The organism is Terracoccus luteus, assembly GCF_003635045.1.
Classification (GTDB): Bacteria; Actinomycetota; Actinomycetes; order Actinomycetales; family Dermatophilaceae; genus Terracoccus; species Terracoccus luteus.
Genome location: NZ_RBXT01000001.1, coordinates 257,916 through 273,232, shown reverse-complemented (window position 1 = coordinate 273,232; position 15,317 = coordinate 257,916). Strand labels below are relative to the sequence as shown.

Here is a 15,317-nt window from a genome sequence, read left to right as displayed (position 1 = left end):
GCGCCCATCATGCCCCGCACCGGCGCCGCCTGGCACGGGACCGGACACCCGGACCTCCGGCCCCGAACGGACGCCCTCATCCCGCGTCCAGCCCCGTGCGGCAGACTCGGCTGGCCGCGGGAGACTCCTCGCGGCGGACAGGGGTCACGTGCACGACAGCTTCACCGACACCGGCAGCAAGTCGGTCCACGCGGTCGTCGTCGACCCACCCACCGGCCCGTCCGAGGCCCTCGTCGTGCTCGTGCCGGGCCTCGGCCTGCTCAAGTACGCACTGCCGACCGCCCACGCGCTCGCCCGGCGAGGCCTGAGCACGCGCCTGCTCGACCTGCCCGGGTTCGGGCTCCCCACGCCGGACAGCACCCGCCCCAACATCCACGCCATCGGCCTCATGACCGCGGCGTGGGTGCGCCAGCAGGCCGTGGGCCGTCCGGTCGTGCTCATCGGCCACTCGACCGGCTCGCAGGCGGCCCTCACCGGCGCCCTCGCGGCCCAGGAGTTCCACGACGACCTCGCCCTCGTCATGGCCGGCCCCACCTTCGTGCCCGGGCAGCGGCGGTGGCCGAGGCTGCTCCTCGCCACCTTGACGGCCTACCGCGACGACACCCCGCGCCAGCTGCGCGCCAGCGAGATCGCCCGCGGGTGGCACGGCGTCCCCGAGATCCTCCTCTCCGGCCTAGACGACGCCGTCGACCAGCGGCTGCCGCGGCTGCGCGTGCCGTTGCACCTCACGTCGGGCGAGCACGACTCCTTCGCCCCGGCCGCCTGGCTGACCCGCCTCGCCGCGGTCGCCGGCGCGTCACCGTGGGTGCGCACGACGACGCTGCCCGGCTCGCACAACAACCTCTACACGCACCCGGATGCCGTCGCCGACGTCATCACGATGACCCGCGAGGCGCTGGGGTCGGGGCGGCGGGAGCCCGCCGCCTGACCGGTGGTGGGCCCGGCCCCACCCGGCCGCCGCCCCCGGCCATCCGGCCCGCCGGCCCCCTTCGTCGTGCACGCACCGCCCGGGTGGGGGACGATGGGGCCTTGGCCGGTCGTGGACGACACCACGCGGTCGCCCCGTCACCATGCCCCCGGCATCCGGATCGAGAGGCAACGATGCCCACCACCCGCCACGCCCGTCACCACCTGCGTCGTGCCGCCACGGTCGTCGCCGCCCTCGCCCTCGCGGCCGGGGCCGGTGCCCAGGCGGGGGCCGCCACGGCCGCCGCTCCGGGCGGGTCGACCTCCGTCGCCGGTACCGGCGGGCTGGCCGCCACCACGGCCGACCCGGTGGGTGACCCCGCCGCCGACGCGGAGGCCGCCGTCAGCGAGGCCGGCCGGCTGGCGCTCGCGGTGGGCGCGGGTGAGCAGCCCACCTCCACCCCGGTCCCGATCGCCACGCCCGAGGGCCAGGTCTCGAGCTACGTGGTCAACGCGCGCACCGTCGGCACCGTGCCGATGCAGCAGGTGCTGCGGTCGGTGCGGCGGGCCGGTGGCACGGTCGTCAAGGCCTGGCCGCAGATCGGTGTCGTCGTCGCCCACTCGACCCACGCGTCGTTCCGCGACGACGTCGTGCGCATCGGCGGGACGTCGGTGCTCTCGGTCGGCGCCACGCGCACGGTGGCCGTCAGCGAGCGGACCCCCGCCCCCGTCCGGGGTATCGGCAGCGCCGACTCCTCACGCGCCGGTGGTCTGTCCACCCTCGCGCCGGGCGCCGCCGCCCCGGCCGCGCCCGAGGCCGACCCGCTCGAGGCCGACCAGTGGGACATGCGCGTCATCGGGGCCGACGACGCGCACGAGGTCACCGACGGCAGGCGACAGGTCGTCGTCGGCGTGCTCGACAGCGGCATCGACGCCGACCACCCCGACCTCGCCCCGAACCTCGACGTGGCCGACTCCGTCAACTGCACCGACGCCGGCGCCCCCGACCGGTCGGCCACCGGCTGGCAGCCCACGACGAGTGACCACGGCACCCACGTCGCCGGCACGGTCGCCGCGGCCCGCAACGGCGTCGGCATCGTCGGCGTGGCCCCCGCCGTGCGGGTCGCCTCGGTCAAGGTCGTCAACGACGACGGTTTCATCTACCCGGAGTACGCCGTATGCGGCTTCATGTGGGCGGGCCTGCGCGGCATGGACGTCACGAACAACAGCTACTACGTCGACCCGTTCCAGTTCTACTGCGACGACCAGCCCGACCAGCTGGCGGCGAAGGAGGCCGTGCGACGCGCCGTCTCCTGGTCGACGAGGCAGGGCGTCGTGCACGCCGCCGCCGCGGGCAACTCGGCCTACGACCTGTCGGCCAAGACGACCGACTCGTCGAGCCCCGACGACAGCGCGCCGGTCGAGCGGGTCATCAACGACGACTGCCAGGACATCCCCGCCGAGCTCGACGGCGTCGTGACCGTCGCCTCCCTCGCCCAGGTGGGCACCGGCTCCGACCCTCTCGCGGACACGACGCTGTCGTCGTTCTCGAACCGCGGCCTCGGCAAGATCGACGTCGCCGCACCGGGCTCGCGCATCCTCTCGACCGTCGTCACCAACAACGGCTACGGCCTCAAGAGCGGCACGTCGATGGCCTCGCCGCACGTCGCCGGCGTCCTCGCCCTCATGCGCTCGGCGCACCCGACGTGGGCCCCCGCCCGCCTCGTGCGCGAGCTCAAGGCCGACGCCGTCGCCAAGGAGTGCACGACGACCACGGCCGGGGCCCCCTGCGTCGGCACCGTCGACGACAACAGCTTCTACGGCGCCGGCGTCGTCGACGCGCTGGCCGCCGTCCGCTGACCCCGCCCCTGGGCACAGGGCGCGCTCGGCCGGCCCACCGGCATCCGGGCCGGACGCCGTTCTCGGGCCCCCACGACCACCCGTTCGGATGCCGGTGGTTCGGCCGCCGCGCGGCCACAGACGGGTCGTGCGCGGGCCGTGCGCAGGCCGTCGCGGCACCCGACATAGGGTGAGCGCAGACGGCGTCGCCGCGGACGTGCTCCGCCGACACCCCGCCCGCCCCACCCAGCGCCACGACCGGGAGAACAGCAGATGACGACGAGCGAGCGGGCCGGCCAGCTGCCCGTGCAGTCCATGCCGCCGGTGCAGTCGGTGGCGCGCGGAGAGGTCCCCGAGGCGTTCGACGAGGTGGCCGACCGCTACGACCTCATGGTCGCGTTCAACCCCGGCTACCACGCCCACCTCCGGCGCTCGGCCGACACCCTCGTCGAGGGCCTGCCGCCCCTCTCGTCGGTGCCCGGTGAGATCGGCCACACCGTCACCGTCGTCGACCTCGGCTGCGGCTCGGGCGCGTCGACGCGGGCGGTCGTCGCCGCCCTCGAAGCCGCCGGTCGCCGGTACCGTCTCGTCGGGGTCGACGGGTCCGCCGGCATGCTGCGCGAGGCCCGCTCGAAGTCGTGGCCCGACGAGGTGTCGTTCGCGCAGGGTCGCGCCGAGCGCCTCGGTGACGTCGCGGCGTTGGCCGACGTCGCCGACGGCGGCATCGACGCCGTCTTCGCCGCCTACCTCGTGCGCAACGTCACCGAGCGCGACGCCCTGCTCACGTCGCTGCGCGGCGTCCTGCGCCCCGGCGGCGCCCTCGTCGTGCACGAGTACTCCGTCGCCGGCAACCGCCGGGCCACCGCGATCTGGACCGCCGTGTGCTGGTCGGTCGTCGTCCCCCTCGGCTACCTCACGTCGCGGCGCACCCGGCTCTACCGCTACCTGTGGCAGAGCGTGCTCGAGATGGACTCCGTGCAGCAGCTCATGGGCCGCCTGCGCGACGCCGGCTTCGAGGACGTCCGCTCCCGCAGCACCCGCGGCTGGCAGCGCGGCATCATCCACACCTTCCACGGCCGCAGGCCCCTCGCGTGAGCGTGCAGTGGCTGCCGACCGTCGGGTCGGCGCGCCGGAGCCGCTGGCTGCCGGGGCTCGACCCCCGGGCCGTGCGCCACGCCCCCGACGCCCCGCACCCCGGCGCCTCCCCCTTCTCGGCACGCGGCGTCGTGGTCGTCGGCGGCGGCATCGCCGGCCTGACCGCGGCCACCGGCCTGGCCGAGCGCGGCGTCCCGGTGACGCTCGTCGAGCGCGAGCCCACCCTCGGCGGCAGGGTCCGGTCGTGGCCGGTCGCCGGGCTCGGGACGTCGGCGGGTGACGGCGCCACCGACACCGCAGAGCACGCCGGCGCGAACGGCGACGGGGTCGACCCGGCATCCGTACCGACGATGAGCCGCGGCTTCCACGCCTTCTTCCGCCAGTACTACAACCTGCGGGCCCTGTTGCGCCGCAGCGACCCCGGGCTCGAACGGCTCGTCGCCGTCGACGACTACCCGCTCACCCTCGCCGACGGGCCGACCGACTCGTTCGCCGCCATCCCCCGCACGCCCCCGCTCAGCATCGCCGCCTTCGTCGTGCGCAGCCCCAGCTTCCCCGTCACGGCCCTGCGCGACGTCGACATCTCGGCCGCCCTCGGCCTGCTCGACGTCCGCTTCCCCGAGACGTACACCGAGCTCGACGGCGTCAGCGCCTCCGACGTGCTCGACCGCCTCCGCTTCCCGCAGCAGGCCCGCCACCTCGCCCTCGAGGTCTTCGCCCGCAGCTTCTTCGCCGACCCGCGCGATTTCTCGGGCGGCGAGCTCGTCGCGATGTTCCACACCTACTTCACCGGCTCGGCCGAGGGACTGCTCTTCGACGTGCCCGACGCGCCGTACGACGAGGCCCTCTGGGCGCCGCTCGGCCGGTACCTGCACCGCCTCGGCGTGACCGTCGAGACCGGGCGCAGCGTCGCCGCGCTCGACGAGCAGGCCGACGGGGTGCGCGTCACCCTCGACGACGGGCGCACCCTCGAGGCGGATGCCGTGGTGCTCGCAACCGACCGCGCCGCCCTCCAGCGTCTCGTCGACGGGGCCGGCTGGCTCGGTGCCGACGACCCCGACTGGCGGGCGCGCCTGGGCGGCCAGCGCATCGCCCCGCCGTTCGTCGTCTGGCGCCTGTGGCTCGATCGTCCTGCGGCGCAGGGCAGCCCGCCGTTCCTCGGCACGAGCGGCTACGGCCCCCTCGACAACGTCTCGTTCGTCGAGCAGATGGAGCCGCACGCCCGCCGCTGGGCCGACGCGACCGGCGGCACCGTCGTCGAGCTGCACGCCTACGCCGTCCCGCCGGACACCGACGAGACGGCGCTGCGCGACGAGCTGACCCGGCAGCTGCACCGGCTGCACCCCGAGCTGGTCGGTGCCACCGTCGTGCACGACGAGTTGCTGTGGCGCGACGACTGCCCCCTCGCCGGCACCGACCCGTGGGCCGACCGCCCCGGCGTCGAGACCCCCGACCCCCGCGTCGTGCTCGCCGGCGACGGCGTCCGGTGCCCCCTGCCCGTGGCCCTCATGGAGCGCGCGGCGACGACCGGGTGGACCGCGGCGAACGTGCTGCTGGCCCGCCACGGTCTGGCGGGGCACGACGTGTGGAGCGTCCCGCTGCGTGGTCGGGGCCAGCCCCTGGCCCATGCCGCCCGCAGGGCCCTCGCCGCCCTCCCCCGCTGACCCCGGCCTGCGGGCCCCCACCGCCCGAGAGCCGTCGAGAGGCCAAATAGACCACGTCGAAAGGCCGCTCGCCCCAGCGTGCCGTCAGCGGCAGCGTGGCTGAGTGGCCTTTCGGTGGTGTCTATTTGGCCTTTCGACGGGGGTCGGTCAGACGCCGCCGTAGGTCTCGCCGCGGGCCCGCAGCTCGTAGCGGCGCTCGGCGTACGCGAGGTCGTCGACCCACAGCTGGCGCTGGGTGGCGGCGACGGCGGGGCGAATGAGCCCGGCGACGGCCCGGGCGACCTGGAAGCCGCGGCGCGGTGAGTGCGCGATCGTCGCCTCCGTCATGACGGTGACAGGGCGCCCGGCGGCATCCGTGCCGAGCGAGGTGGCGTGCGTCTCGACGACGCTGCCCGCGCCCTCGCCGTCCATGATGGTCATGACGATGGTGCGCGCGTCGGGGCAGGTGAACTCCGCCCGCACCGGCACACCCCACTGCCTCGTCACGCGGAAGGCGACGTCGACGACGAGCACCTCGTCGGTCGAGACCGAGTCGTCGACGGTGAGGTGGCTGAAGGCGTACGGGTGGTACCACGTGCCGTGCCAGGGGTCGAGGCGGTTGGCGATGACGTCCTGCGGCTCGCAGCGCCCCCGCAGCGTCACGACGGTCGCGAACGACTGCGACATGGGCGGCCGGTCGGTGAGGCGGGGGGCGTCGCCGAGGGTCTCCCCCTCGGTGGGCAGCCGCACCCACACGAGCACCCCGTCGTCGTGCGCGGGGAAGGTCAGCCAGTCACGGCGTACACCCTCGCCGAGGGCGAGCCCGTGCCAGCGGCAGTAGACCTGGCCGTGCATGACCTCGCAGTCGTCGAGCAGCGCACCGAGGTGCGGGCACGAGCCGGGGCCGGCCTGCAGCGTGCCGTCCTCGAGGCGCCACAGCACCACCTCGCGCCCGAGCACGGTGCGGGTGACCGAACGGTCGCGCCCGACGTCGGTCGAGGAGCCGACGACGTGCCAGCCGCCGGGGTCGCGCGACTGGGCGACGTCGAATGCCTTGCGGATGCGGCCGGGCCGGGCCTGGCGCCACGTCCCCTCGAGGCGGTCGCGCGGCTCGACCGGCATCCGCTTCAGGGGGTTGACGGGCCGCCCGGCCGGGCGGCCGATGCGCTCCGGCTCACCGGTGGTGCGCAGGTTCGTGGTGCGCAGGGTCATGACGCGATGCCTTTCGTGCGAGGGGGGCCGGCGACGAGGATGCGGGTGCTGACGGCGGCCTTGCGCCACGTCGGCACCCTCACCCGTGCGGTGAAGACGTCGTAGTCGGCCGCCTCGATGCGGTCGAGGATGCGGGCGTACAGCGTGCGCGCGGTCGCGACGCAGCGGGCCGACGAGGGCGGCAGCATCGCGATGCCGGCGTCGGCGTGCCGGTAGAGCTCGCGGTTGCGGTCGATCTCGAAGCGCATCAGCTCGCGCCACTCCCGCGTGACCTCGCGCCGCCACGGGTCGGCCCCGAAGCGACGCAGGTCCTCCTGCGGCACGTAGACCCGGCCGCGGCCGAGGTCCTCGCCGATGTCACGCAGGAAGTTCGTCAGCTGGAAGGCGAGCCCGAGCGACTGAGCCGGCGCGACGGCCTCGCTCGAGCTCGGGCGCAGCACCGGCAGCATCATCTCGCCGATGACGGCGGCCGACCCGTCCATGTACCCCAGCAGGTCGTCCCAGCCCCCGTACGTCGTCTGGGTGAGGTCCTGGGCCATGGCGCCGAAGAAGCGGTCGAAGCACTCCGACGGGATGTCGCAGGTGCGCACGCTGTGCCCGACGGCCGCGATGACGGGGTCGTCGGTCGTGCCCCCGTCGGCGACGCGGCGGAACTCGCGCGCGAAGGCGTGCAGCCGCTCGGCCGTCGCCGCCACCTGCTCGTCGCCGGTGGCCCCGGGCGCGTCGACGATGTCGTCGGCGAGCCGGCACAGTGCGTAGACGGCGTAGACGTGCCGGCGCCGCTCGGGCGGCAGGAGCACCGTTCCCCAGTAGTAGGTCGTGCCGAACTCGCGGGTGATCTCGGCGCAGCGTCGGTAGCCCGCGGCCAGCTGGGCGTCGACGTCGCTCGGCGACCCGCTGCGCAGCCCGGTGCGTGACCCGGTGCGCGAGAGCAGGCTCACCGGCGGCCGCCCAGCGCCCGGGTGAAGATGCCGTGGCGGCCCCCCTGCGCCGCAGCGGAACCCGCGCGTCGGCGGCCCCCGTCGGGCAGGTAGTCGGCAACGCGCCGGGCGGCGAGCTTTCCGCTCACGAGCACCATCGGCACACCGACGCCGGGCACCGTGCCCGAGCCGGCGAAGACGAGGCCCGGGACGCGGCGGTCGACGTTGTTGGGCCGGAACGGCCCGGTCTGCAGGAAGGTGTGGGCGAGGGCGAAGGGCGTGCCCTGGTGCATCCCCATGCGCTCCCAGTCGGCCGGCGTGACGAACTCGTCGGCGACGACCTCGGTCGGGTAGCCGTTGGCGTCGAGGAAGGTCTCGAGGCGCTCGCGCATCGGGCCGCGCTCACGGTCCCAGTCGATGCCCGCCGTGAGGTTCGGCACCGGCTCGAGCACGTAGAGCACCGAGTCGCCGGCGGGGGCCAGGCCCGGGTCGGTGACGGTCGGCACGGTGACGAGGCGCGACGGGTCGGGCATCAGCTGCTTGTCGTCGATGAGGGCGCGGAAGGCACCGTTCCAGTCGTCGCCGAAGTGGATGTTGTGGTGGCTGGTCCCGGGCGCCGGCTGGCCCTTGGCGCCGATGTGCCACACGACGGCCGAGGGCGAGTAGTCGCCGTTGCGGACGACCCGGGGCGCCTTCAGCTGGGGCAGCAGGCGGTCGTAGGCGGTGGGCAGGTCGAGGGTGCACACGACCGCGTCGGCGCGCAGCTGCTCGCCGTCGTCGAGGACGACGCCGGCCACCGCACCGCGGCGGTCGAGGGCGAAGCGCTCGACGGTCGCGTTGTAGCGCAGCTCGCCCCCGGCCTTGGCCACCGCGGTCGCCATGGCGGCCGGCACGGCATCCATGCCGCCCTGCGGGAACCACACGCCCTCGATGGAGTCCATGTACGTGATGACCGCGTAGAGCGCGAGCGCCTTCTCCGGCGACAGGCCGGCATAGAGCGCCTGGAACGAGAAGAGCCGGTGCAGGCGCTCGTCGGCGAACCACTCGCGGATGACGGGGCCGAGACGGCGGAAACCGCCGAGCCGCAACAGCTTCGCCGCCGCACCCGGTGACGCCATGAGGTCGAGCGGGCTGTCGAAGTTGGCGTCGATGAAGTGCGGCATCTCGACGCGGTAGAGCTGGCGCAGCCACGTCGTGAAGTCGACGAAGGCGGCGGCGTCGACGCTGCCGCAGGTGCGCGAGATCTCCTCGCGCATCGCCTCGACCCCGTGCCGCACCATGATCTCGCTGCCGTCGGCGAACCGGGCCCGGTAGGCCGGGTCGAGCAGGGTCATCGGCAGCAGGTCGGCGAGCGAGGTGTCGACCTGCCGCAGGGCGTCGTCGACGAGGTCCGGCATCGTCATGACGGTCGGGCCGGTGTCGAAGGTGAAACCCTCGCGCTGCAGCCGCAGGCCGCGACCTCCGGCGGTGTGGTGCCGCTCGACGACGGTCACCTCGTGACCCTGCCCGATGAGGTGGCAGGCGGCGGCGAGGCCGCTGAGGCCCGCGCCGACGACGACGACGCTGCTCATGCGGCCCTCCGGGCGGTCGACTCGGCCAGCGCCTGCAGGCGGCGGGCGCCGACCGGCTCGAGGTCGGCCTGCGAGAGGCACTCGAGGGCGAGCTCGAGCTCGCGGTCGATGCGCCCCTCCACGACGTCGAGCACTCCGCGCTCGACCATGAGCTGTTGCAACACAGGCACGTCCTCCGGGGTGATGTGGGCGTCGCGACCGAGGTAGCGCTCGCTGAGGTCGGGTGGGAGCAGGCGACGGGCCTCGGCGAGCAGCACCGTCGCCTTCGACAGCAGCAGGTCGTCGCCGACGGGCTTGCCCGTCGTCAGCGGGTCGCCCCAGACGCCGAGGACGTCGTCGCGCAGGGCGAAGGCCTCGCCGAGGTGGGCGCCGTAGGCCTCGAGGGCGTCGGTGACGGGCGCCGGCGCCCCGGCGACGAGCGCACCGAGGACGAGGGGCCGCTGGATCGTGTAGGCGCCGGACTTGAGTCGGGCCACCCGCCGCGAGTGCTCGACGTCACGCCTGCGGGCGGCCGCGGCGGTGACGTCGAGCAGCTGGCCGTGCACGAGCTCGCGCAGCATCTCGCGCCAGTGCAGCTGCACCGGGCGGGAGGTCTCGGTGACGAGCAGCGAGGCCTCGCTCAGGGCGAGGTCGCCGAGCAGGATGGCGACGCTGTCGCCGAAGAGCACCGGGTCGCCCAGCGCCTGCTCCTGCACGTGCGCGCGGGCCGCCTCGACGTGTGCGGTGGGCCGTCCGCGGCGTGAGCTGCCGCGGTCCATGACGTCGTCGTGCACGAGGGCGAAGAGGTGGAGCAGCTCGAGGGCCGCGCCGACGCGCACCATCTCGGTGCGGCACGGGTCGGGCTCCTCCGCCGTCACCGCGGCGCCGCCCGCGCTGACCCAGCCCCAGTGGCACATGAGCGGCCGCAGCCGCTTGCCGGTGGCCGGCAGCAGCCAGCCGAGCAGGGTCTCCGGCAGGTCGGCGTCGAGGACGTCCACGGCATCCGGCACGCGGGTGGCCCAGCCGGCGGAGAGGTCATCGCACACCTCGCGCAGCAGCGCGTCGATGTCGTCCATCGTGCGGCTCACGTCGTGGGCGGCGCCCTCGTCGGCTCCCTCGTCGGCACCGGTCGCGGGGTCGGTCGCGGGCGCTGCTGCGGTGGCGTCACGGAGGTCGGGGACGGGCACGGCGGGAGCCGTCCCCACGGGGGTTCCGACCTCGACGTCGAGGCGCTCGGGGCTCACGGCACTCCTCCGGGTGGGCGACGGTGTGAGCACGCCGTGGAGCGTGTGCAGCACGGCATGGGCCTCCATCCTGCATCAGATGAGGCCGGGACTCACGCCGCGGGCTCGCCTAGAGGGCGAAGGATGCCGGGTGGTCGCGCAGGGCGGGCAGGTCCGGGTCGAGATCGAGCAGACGGTCCAGTGTCACGGGAAGATCACGAACCCTCGACCCCGTCGCGTGCCACGCCGCGTTGGCCACCGCCGCGGCCGTCCCGACGATGCCGATCTCGCCGATCCCCCGCGCTCCCATGGGGTTCGCGAGCGAGTCGTGCTCGTCGAGCCAGACCGCCTCGATCGCCGGCACGTCGGCGTGCGCGGCCACGTGGTAGCTCGCGAGGTCCTGGGTCACGACATGCCCGAAGCGGGCGTCGCGCACCGACTCCTCGAGGAGGCCGCCGCCCAGGCCCATGACCATCCCGCCGATGAGCTGCGACCGGGCGGTGGTGGGGTTGACCACCCGCCCCACCGAGAAGACGCCGAGCATCCGCCGCACCCGCGGCTCGCCGGTCCACACGTTGACCCCAAGCTCGACGAACTGGGCGCCGAACGAGTGCAGGGAGTGGGTCTCGAGGTTCGGGTTGTCGTCGGGACTGTGCTCGACCTTCGCGCCGACGGGGGCGTCGTCGCCGTGATGCTCGCGCAGCGCCCGCGCCGCGCCCACGACGGCCCGGCCCCACGAGCTGGTGCCGGACGACCCACCCGCGACGCTGGCCGGAGGGAGCGAGCTGTCGCCGAGGTGGACGTCGACGAGCCCGACTGGCACTCCCAGGGCGTCGGCGGCGATCTGGCCGAGCACCGTCGTGGCCCCGGTGCCGATGTCGGCTGCGCCGATGCTGACCCGGTAGCGCGGGCCCTGCGTCACCTCGACGCGGGCGGTGTTGCCGCCCTGGACGTAGAACGGGTAGGTCGAGGCGGCCACACCGGTGCCGACGAGCCAGTCGCCCTCACGGCGTCGGCCGGGGCGCGGGTCGCGGTCCGCCCAGCCGAAGCGGGCGGCGCCGACCCGCAGGCACTGGACGAGACGCCGGTGCCCGAACGGCAGCCCCGACTCGGGGTCGACCTGCGGCTCGTTGCGCACGCGCAGCTCGACGGGGTCGACCCCGGTGCGCTCGGCCAGCTCGTCCATGGCCATCTCGAGGGCGGCCATGCCCGGCATCTCCCCCGGGGCCCGCATCCACGACGGCACCGCGACGTCGAGCGCGGCGAGCCGGTGGCTCGTCGCCCGGTCGGGCGCCGCGTACATGTGGCGCGTCGCGATCGCGGTCTGCTCGGCGAACTCCTTGAGAGCGGAGGTCTGCTCGACCACCTGGTGGTCGATGCCGAGCAGGGTGCCGTCGGCCTGCGCCGCCAGCCGGACGCGCTGGATGGTGGCGGTGCGGTAGCCGGCGAGCGCGAACATCTGCTGGCGGGTCAGGGCCAGGCGCACCGGTCGGCCCGGGTTCGCGCGGGCCGCGAGGGTCGCCGCGACGTCGTGCGCGTGCGGCATCCCCTTGCTGCCGAACCCTCCGCCGACGAAGGGCGAGCGCACGTGCACCTGCTCCGGTTCGAGCTCGAGCAGGCCCGACAGCGCCGTGGCGACGGCGTGGACGCTCTGGGTCGACGCGTCGAGCGTCAGCCGCGGTTCGCCGGGCGCGGCGTCGTCGTGCCAGCAGGCGGTGACGGCGTGCGGCTCCATCGGGTTGTTGTGCTCGTAGGGCGTCGTGTACGTCTCGTCGAGCACGACGGCGGCGGACTCGAGCGCGGTCTCGACCGAGCCGACCGTCGTGTCGGTCTCGAAGGCCGGGTTGACCTTCTCCGGCGCGTAGAGCTCCGGGTCGTCGGCCCGCAGCTCGGCGCGGTGCTCCTGCATGTCGTAGCCGACGCGGACGAGCCGCGCCCCCTCGCGCGCCGCCTCGGGGGTACGGGCGACGACCACCGCGACGACCTGTCCGCGGAAGGCGACCGCGTCCGACTGCAGCACGGCCAGCTCGGCGTCGCCATCCGCGAGCGTCGGGACGTTCGTGTGGTCGAGCACCGAGACGACGTCGTCCGAGCGCAACGCCTCATCCGCGTCGACGGTGCGCACCCGGCCGCGGGCCACCGTCGACTGGACGAGGTGCGCATAGAGCGGCGCCTCGACAGGGACCTCGTAGGCGTAGGCCGCCCGCCCGCGCACCTTGAGCGGGCCCTCGACGCGGGCCACCCGGGCCCCGACGGCGTCGGTGCGCAGCGCCTCCTCCGGGACGCCGCCGTCCGTCTGCGGGTCCTGCTGGTCGTCCTTCGGCTGCGGGTCGCTCATGCCAGGGCCTCCTCGTCGCGGGTGGACAGCTGCGTCAGCGCGAGCGCGGTGGCCCGCCGCACGAGGGGCAGCTTGTAGGCGGTCTCGTCGGTGGTGCGGGCGGCCTCGAGCTCGGCGTCGACGGCGGCGCGGATCGCCTCGCCCCCCAAGGGTTCTCCCACCAGAGCGCGCTCGGCCACGTCGGCCCGCCACGGCCGGTGGGCGACCCCGCCCCACACGATGCGCACGTCGGTGACACGTCCCTGCTCGGTGCGCAGCGCGGCCGCCACCGAGACGAGCGCGAAGGCGTACGAGGCACGGTCGCGGGTCTTGACGTACGTCGAGCGGATGCCGTCCGGCTGGGGTGGCAGCTCGACCGCGGTCACGAGCTCGCCGTGCGCCAGCGTCGTGTCGCGCTCCGGCTCGTCATCGGGCAGCCGGTGCAGCTCACCGAGCGGCACCCGCCGCTCGCCGTCGGCACCCAGCACGACCACGACGGCATCCACCGCCGCAAGGGCGACGGCGAGGTCGGACGGGTGGGTCGCGACGCAGGCCGACGACTGCCCGAGCACGGCGTTGTAGCGGCCGTAGCCCTCGAGCGCCGAGCAGCCAGAACCCGGTTCGCGCTTGTTGCACGGCGTCGTCGCGTCCTGGAAGTAGACGCAACGTGTGCGCTGCAGCAGGTTGCCCGCGGTGGTCGCCTGGTTGCGGATCTGCCCCGACGCCCCGGCGAGCAGGGCGCGCGAGACGGCGGCGTACCGCTCACGCACGACCGGGTGCGCGGCGAGGTCGCTGTTGCGGACCGTGGCGCCGACCCGGAGGCCACCGCCCGGCAGGTCGGTGATCGTGTCGAGCGGCAGGCGCCCGACGTCGACGAGACGCGAGGGCGTCGCGATGCCGAGCTTGAGGTGGTCGACGAGGTTGCTGCCGCCGGCGACGTAGCAGGCGTCGGGGTCGGCGGTGACCGTGGCCACGGCCGAGGCTGCGTCCGTGGCGAACTCGTGTGTCAGCTCCCTCATGCCCCGGCCGCCGCTCGTACCGCGTCCACGATGTTGGGGTAGGCGCCGCAGCGGCAGAGGTTGCCGCTCAGACGCTCGCGGATCTCCTCGTCGGTGAGCTCCACGTCGCCGACGAGGTCCTCGGTGACATGGCTCGGGTGGCCCTGCTTGACCTCGTCGAGCATGCCGACGGCCGAGCAGATCTGGCCGGGCGTGCAGTAGCCGCACTGGAACCCGTCGTGGTCGAGGAACGCCCGCGTCACCGGGTGCTCCTCACCCGCCGCCCCCAGACCGTCGGCCGTGACGACCTCGGACCCGTCGAGGGCGACGGCGAGGCTGAGGCACGAGAGGTGGCGGCGCCCGTCGAGCAGCACCGTGCACGAGCCGCACTGGCCGTGGTCGCAGCCCTTCTTGGGCACTGTCACCCCGAGGCGGTCCCGCAGGGCGTCGAGCAGGGTGGTGCGGTGGTCGACGGTGACGGCCCTCCGCTGCCCGTCGACGGTGAGCTCGATGTCCGACTGCATGCGCTGACCTCCTCGTGCGACGGCCCCGGCCGGCCCGTCCCTGCCCTCCTACCCGCGCGCCCGAGCGGGTAACCCGGGCGCGACGCGAAGGGCCCTCGGGTACGCCCGGTGACCGGGGTGGCCTTGTGGTCGGCGCCGGGACGTGTCATGGTCGAGGGACACATCGGTCCATGACAGGCGCCGTGTCCTCTCACTGCACGAAGGACCTGTCATGAACCTGTCTCCGACCCTCCGCCAGCGCTACGCCGAGCGTGACGAGCAGACCGCCGACCTCTTCGCGGAGCTCGCCGCCGCCTCCACGCCGCAGCAGGAGGCCGCCATCGTCGACGAGATCGTCCACCTCTACCTCGGCACCTGCGCGACGATGGCCGGCCGCTACGACAACCGCGGCGTCGAGCACGACGACCTCGTGCAGGTGGCCCGGCTCGCCCTCATCAAGGCGATCCACCGCTACGAGCCCGGCAAGGCCCCGTCCTTCGCGGCCTACGCCGTGCCGACGATCTCCGGTGAGCTCAAGCGCCACTTCCGCGACCGCGCCTGGATGGTCCGCCCGCCGCGCAAGCTGCAGGACCTGCGCACCGCCGTGCAGCTCGAGCGCCAGCGCATCGAGCAGGAGTACGGGCACAGCCCGACGGTGAGCGAGCTCGCGCAGGCCCTGGAGGTCCCGCTCGACCAGATGAGCGAGCTGCTCAGCTCGTCGACCAGCTTCCGGCCCATCTCGATCGACCAGGTGTCCGGGTCCGACGACGGCCCGGTCATGGACGCCTCTCTCGCCATGGTCGACGCCGAGCTCGAGGCGGTCGTGCACCGCGTCGACCTCGCCGGCGCCCTGTCCTCCCTGCCCGAGCAGGACCGTCGCCTCATCGTGCTGCGCTTCGTCGAGGGCCTGAGCCAGGATCGCATCGGTGAGGTGCTCGGCATGAGCCAGATGCGGGTCTCCCGCTCGCTCAAGCGGATCGTGCTCTCGCTGCGCGCCGTGCTCGACGACGGCGAGGCCGCCCGCGTCCCCGCCCGACACACGGTCGCCGCCGGCTGACCTGACACCGTCGCGAGTGCAGCGGTCCACCGTCGGTCCACACCGGCCTCACGC

General features: G+C 74.5%; 12 protein-coding genes. 5 read left to right on the top strand and 7 right to left on the bottom strand.

Annotated features, from left to right (window positions below):
- The first annotated feature begins 148 nt into the window (after positions 1-148).
- The 4 genes from DFJ68_RS01315 (at position 149) to DFJ68_RS01300 (ending at position 5,504) form a co-directional block, all read left to right on the top strand.
- Complete coding sequence (locus DFJ68_RS01315; RefSeq protein ID WP_170165681.1) at positions 149-928, top strand: alpha/beta hydrolase; 780 nt, start codon at positions 149-151, stop codon at positions 926-928.
- Between the two features lie 173 nt (positions 929-1,101).
- Positions 1,102-2,766, top strand: coding sequence for a S8 family serine peptidase (locus tag DFJ68_RS01310; RefSeq protein ID WP_211333247.1), 1,665 nt, complete (start codon positions 1,102-1,104; stop codon positions 2,764-2,766).
- 252 nt (positions 2,767-3,018) lie between these two features.
- Positions 3,019-3,840, top strand: a complete 822-nt coding sequence (locus DFJ68_RS01305) for a class I SAM-dependent methyltransferase (protein ID WP_245963378.1) — start codon at positions 3,019-3,021, stop codon at positions 3,838-3,840.
- A complete protein-coding gene (locus DFJ68_RS01300) occupies positions 3,837-5,504 on the top strand; it encodes an FAD-dependent oxidoreductase (RefSeq protein WP_276330685.1) in 1,668 nt (555 codons plus the stop codon). The genes DFJ68_RS01305 and DFJ68_RS01300 overlap by 4 nt, the downstream gene beginning before the upstream one ends.
- Positions 5,505-5,651: 147 nt before the next feature.
- Here the strand turns inward: DFJ68_RS01300 and DFJ68_RS01295 are convergent, their stop codons facing one another.
- From DFJ68_RS01295 to DFJ68_RS01265, 7 genes are all read right to left on the bottom strand, one after another.
- Complete coding sequence (locus tag DFJ68_RS01295; RefSeq protein WP_211333246.1) at positions 5,652-6,695, bottom strand: Rieske (2Fe-2S) protein; 1,044 nt, start codon at positions 6,693-6,695, stop codon at positions 5,652-5,654.
- The gene (locus tag DFJ68_RS01290) at positions 6,692-7,636 is read right to left on the bottom strand and encodes a phytoene/squalene synthase family protein (protein ID WP_245963377.1); all 945 of its coding nucleotides are present in this window, start codon (positions 7,634-7,636) and stop codon (positions 6,692-6,694) included. The genes DFJ68_RS01295 and DFJ68_RS01290 overlap by 4 nt, the downstream gene beginning before the upstream one ends.
- Positions 7,633-9,186 (bottom strand): phytoene desaturase family protein, encoded by a 1,554-nt coding sequence (locus DFJ68_RS01285; RefSeq protein ID WP_121030384.1) that lies wholly within the window; start codon positions 9,184-9,186, stop codon positions 7,633-7,635. Before DFJ68_RS01285 ends, DFJ68_RS01290 begins: the two co-directional genes overlap by 4 nt.
- Positions 9,183-10,409: a polyprenyl synthetase family protein gene (locus tag DFJ68_RS01280; protein WP_147431488.1), complete on the bottom strand. Its 1,227-nt coding sequence runs from the start codon at positions 10,407-10,409 to the stop codon at positions 9,183-9,185. Before DFJ68_RS01280 ends, DFJ68_RS01285 begins: the two co-directional genes overlap by 4 nt.
- Positions 10,410-10,518: 109 nt before the next feature.
- Positions 10,519-12,726 carry a xanthine dehydrogenase family protein molybdopterin-binding subunit gene (locus DFJ68_RS01275; RefSeq protein ID WP_121030381.1) on the bottom strand — a complete coding sequence of 736 codons (2,208 nt, stop codon included), beginning with the start codon at positions 12,724-12,726 and terminating at the stop codon, positions 10,519-10,521.
- The gene (locus DFJ68_RS01270) at positions 12,723-13,724 is read right to left on the bottom strand and encodes an FAD binding domain-containing protein (protein WP_121030379.1); all 1,002 of its coding nucleotides are present in this window, start codon (positions 13,722-13,724) and stop codon (positions 12,723-12,725) included. The genes DFJ68_RS01275 and DFJ68_RS01270 overlap by 4 nt, the downstream gene beginning before the upstream one ends.
- The gene (locus DFJ68_RS01265) at positions 13,721-14,227 is read right to left on the bottom strand and encodes a 2Fe-2S iron-sulfur cluster-binding protein (protein WP_121030377.1); all 507 of its coding nucleotides are present in this window, start codon (positions 14,225-14,227) and stop codon (positions 13,721-13,723) included. Before DFJ68_RS01265 ends, DFJ68_RS01270 begins: the two co-directional genes overlap by 4 nt.
- A gap of 211 nt (positions 14,228-14,438) precedes the next feature.
- Here DFJ68_RS01265 and DFJ68_RS01260 point away from each other — a divergent pair, with 211 nt between their 5' ends.
- Positions 14,439-15,263 (top strand): sigma-70 family RNA polymerase sigma factor, encoded by an 825-nt coding sequence (locus DFJ68_RS01260; RefSeq protein WP_121030375.1) that lies wholly within the window; start codon positions 14,439-14,441, stop codon positions 15,261-15,263.
- Positions 15,264-15,317: the final 54 nt, after the last annotated feature.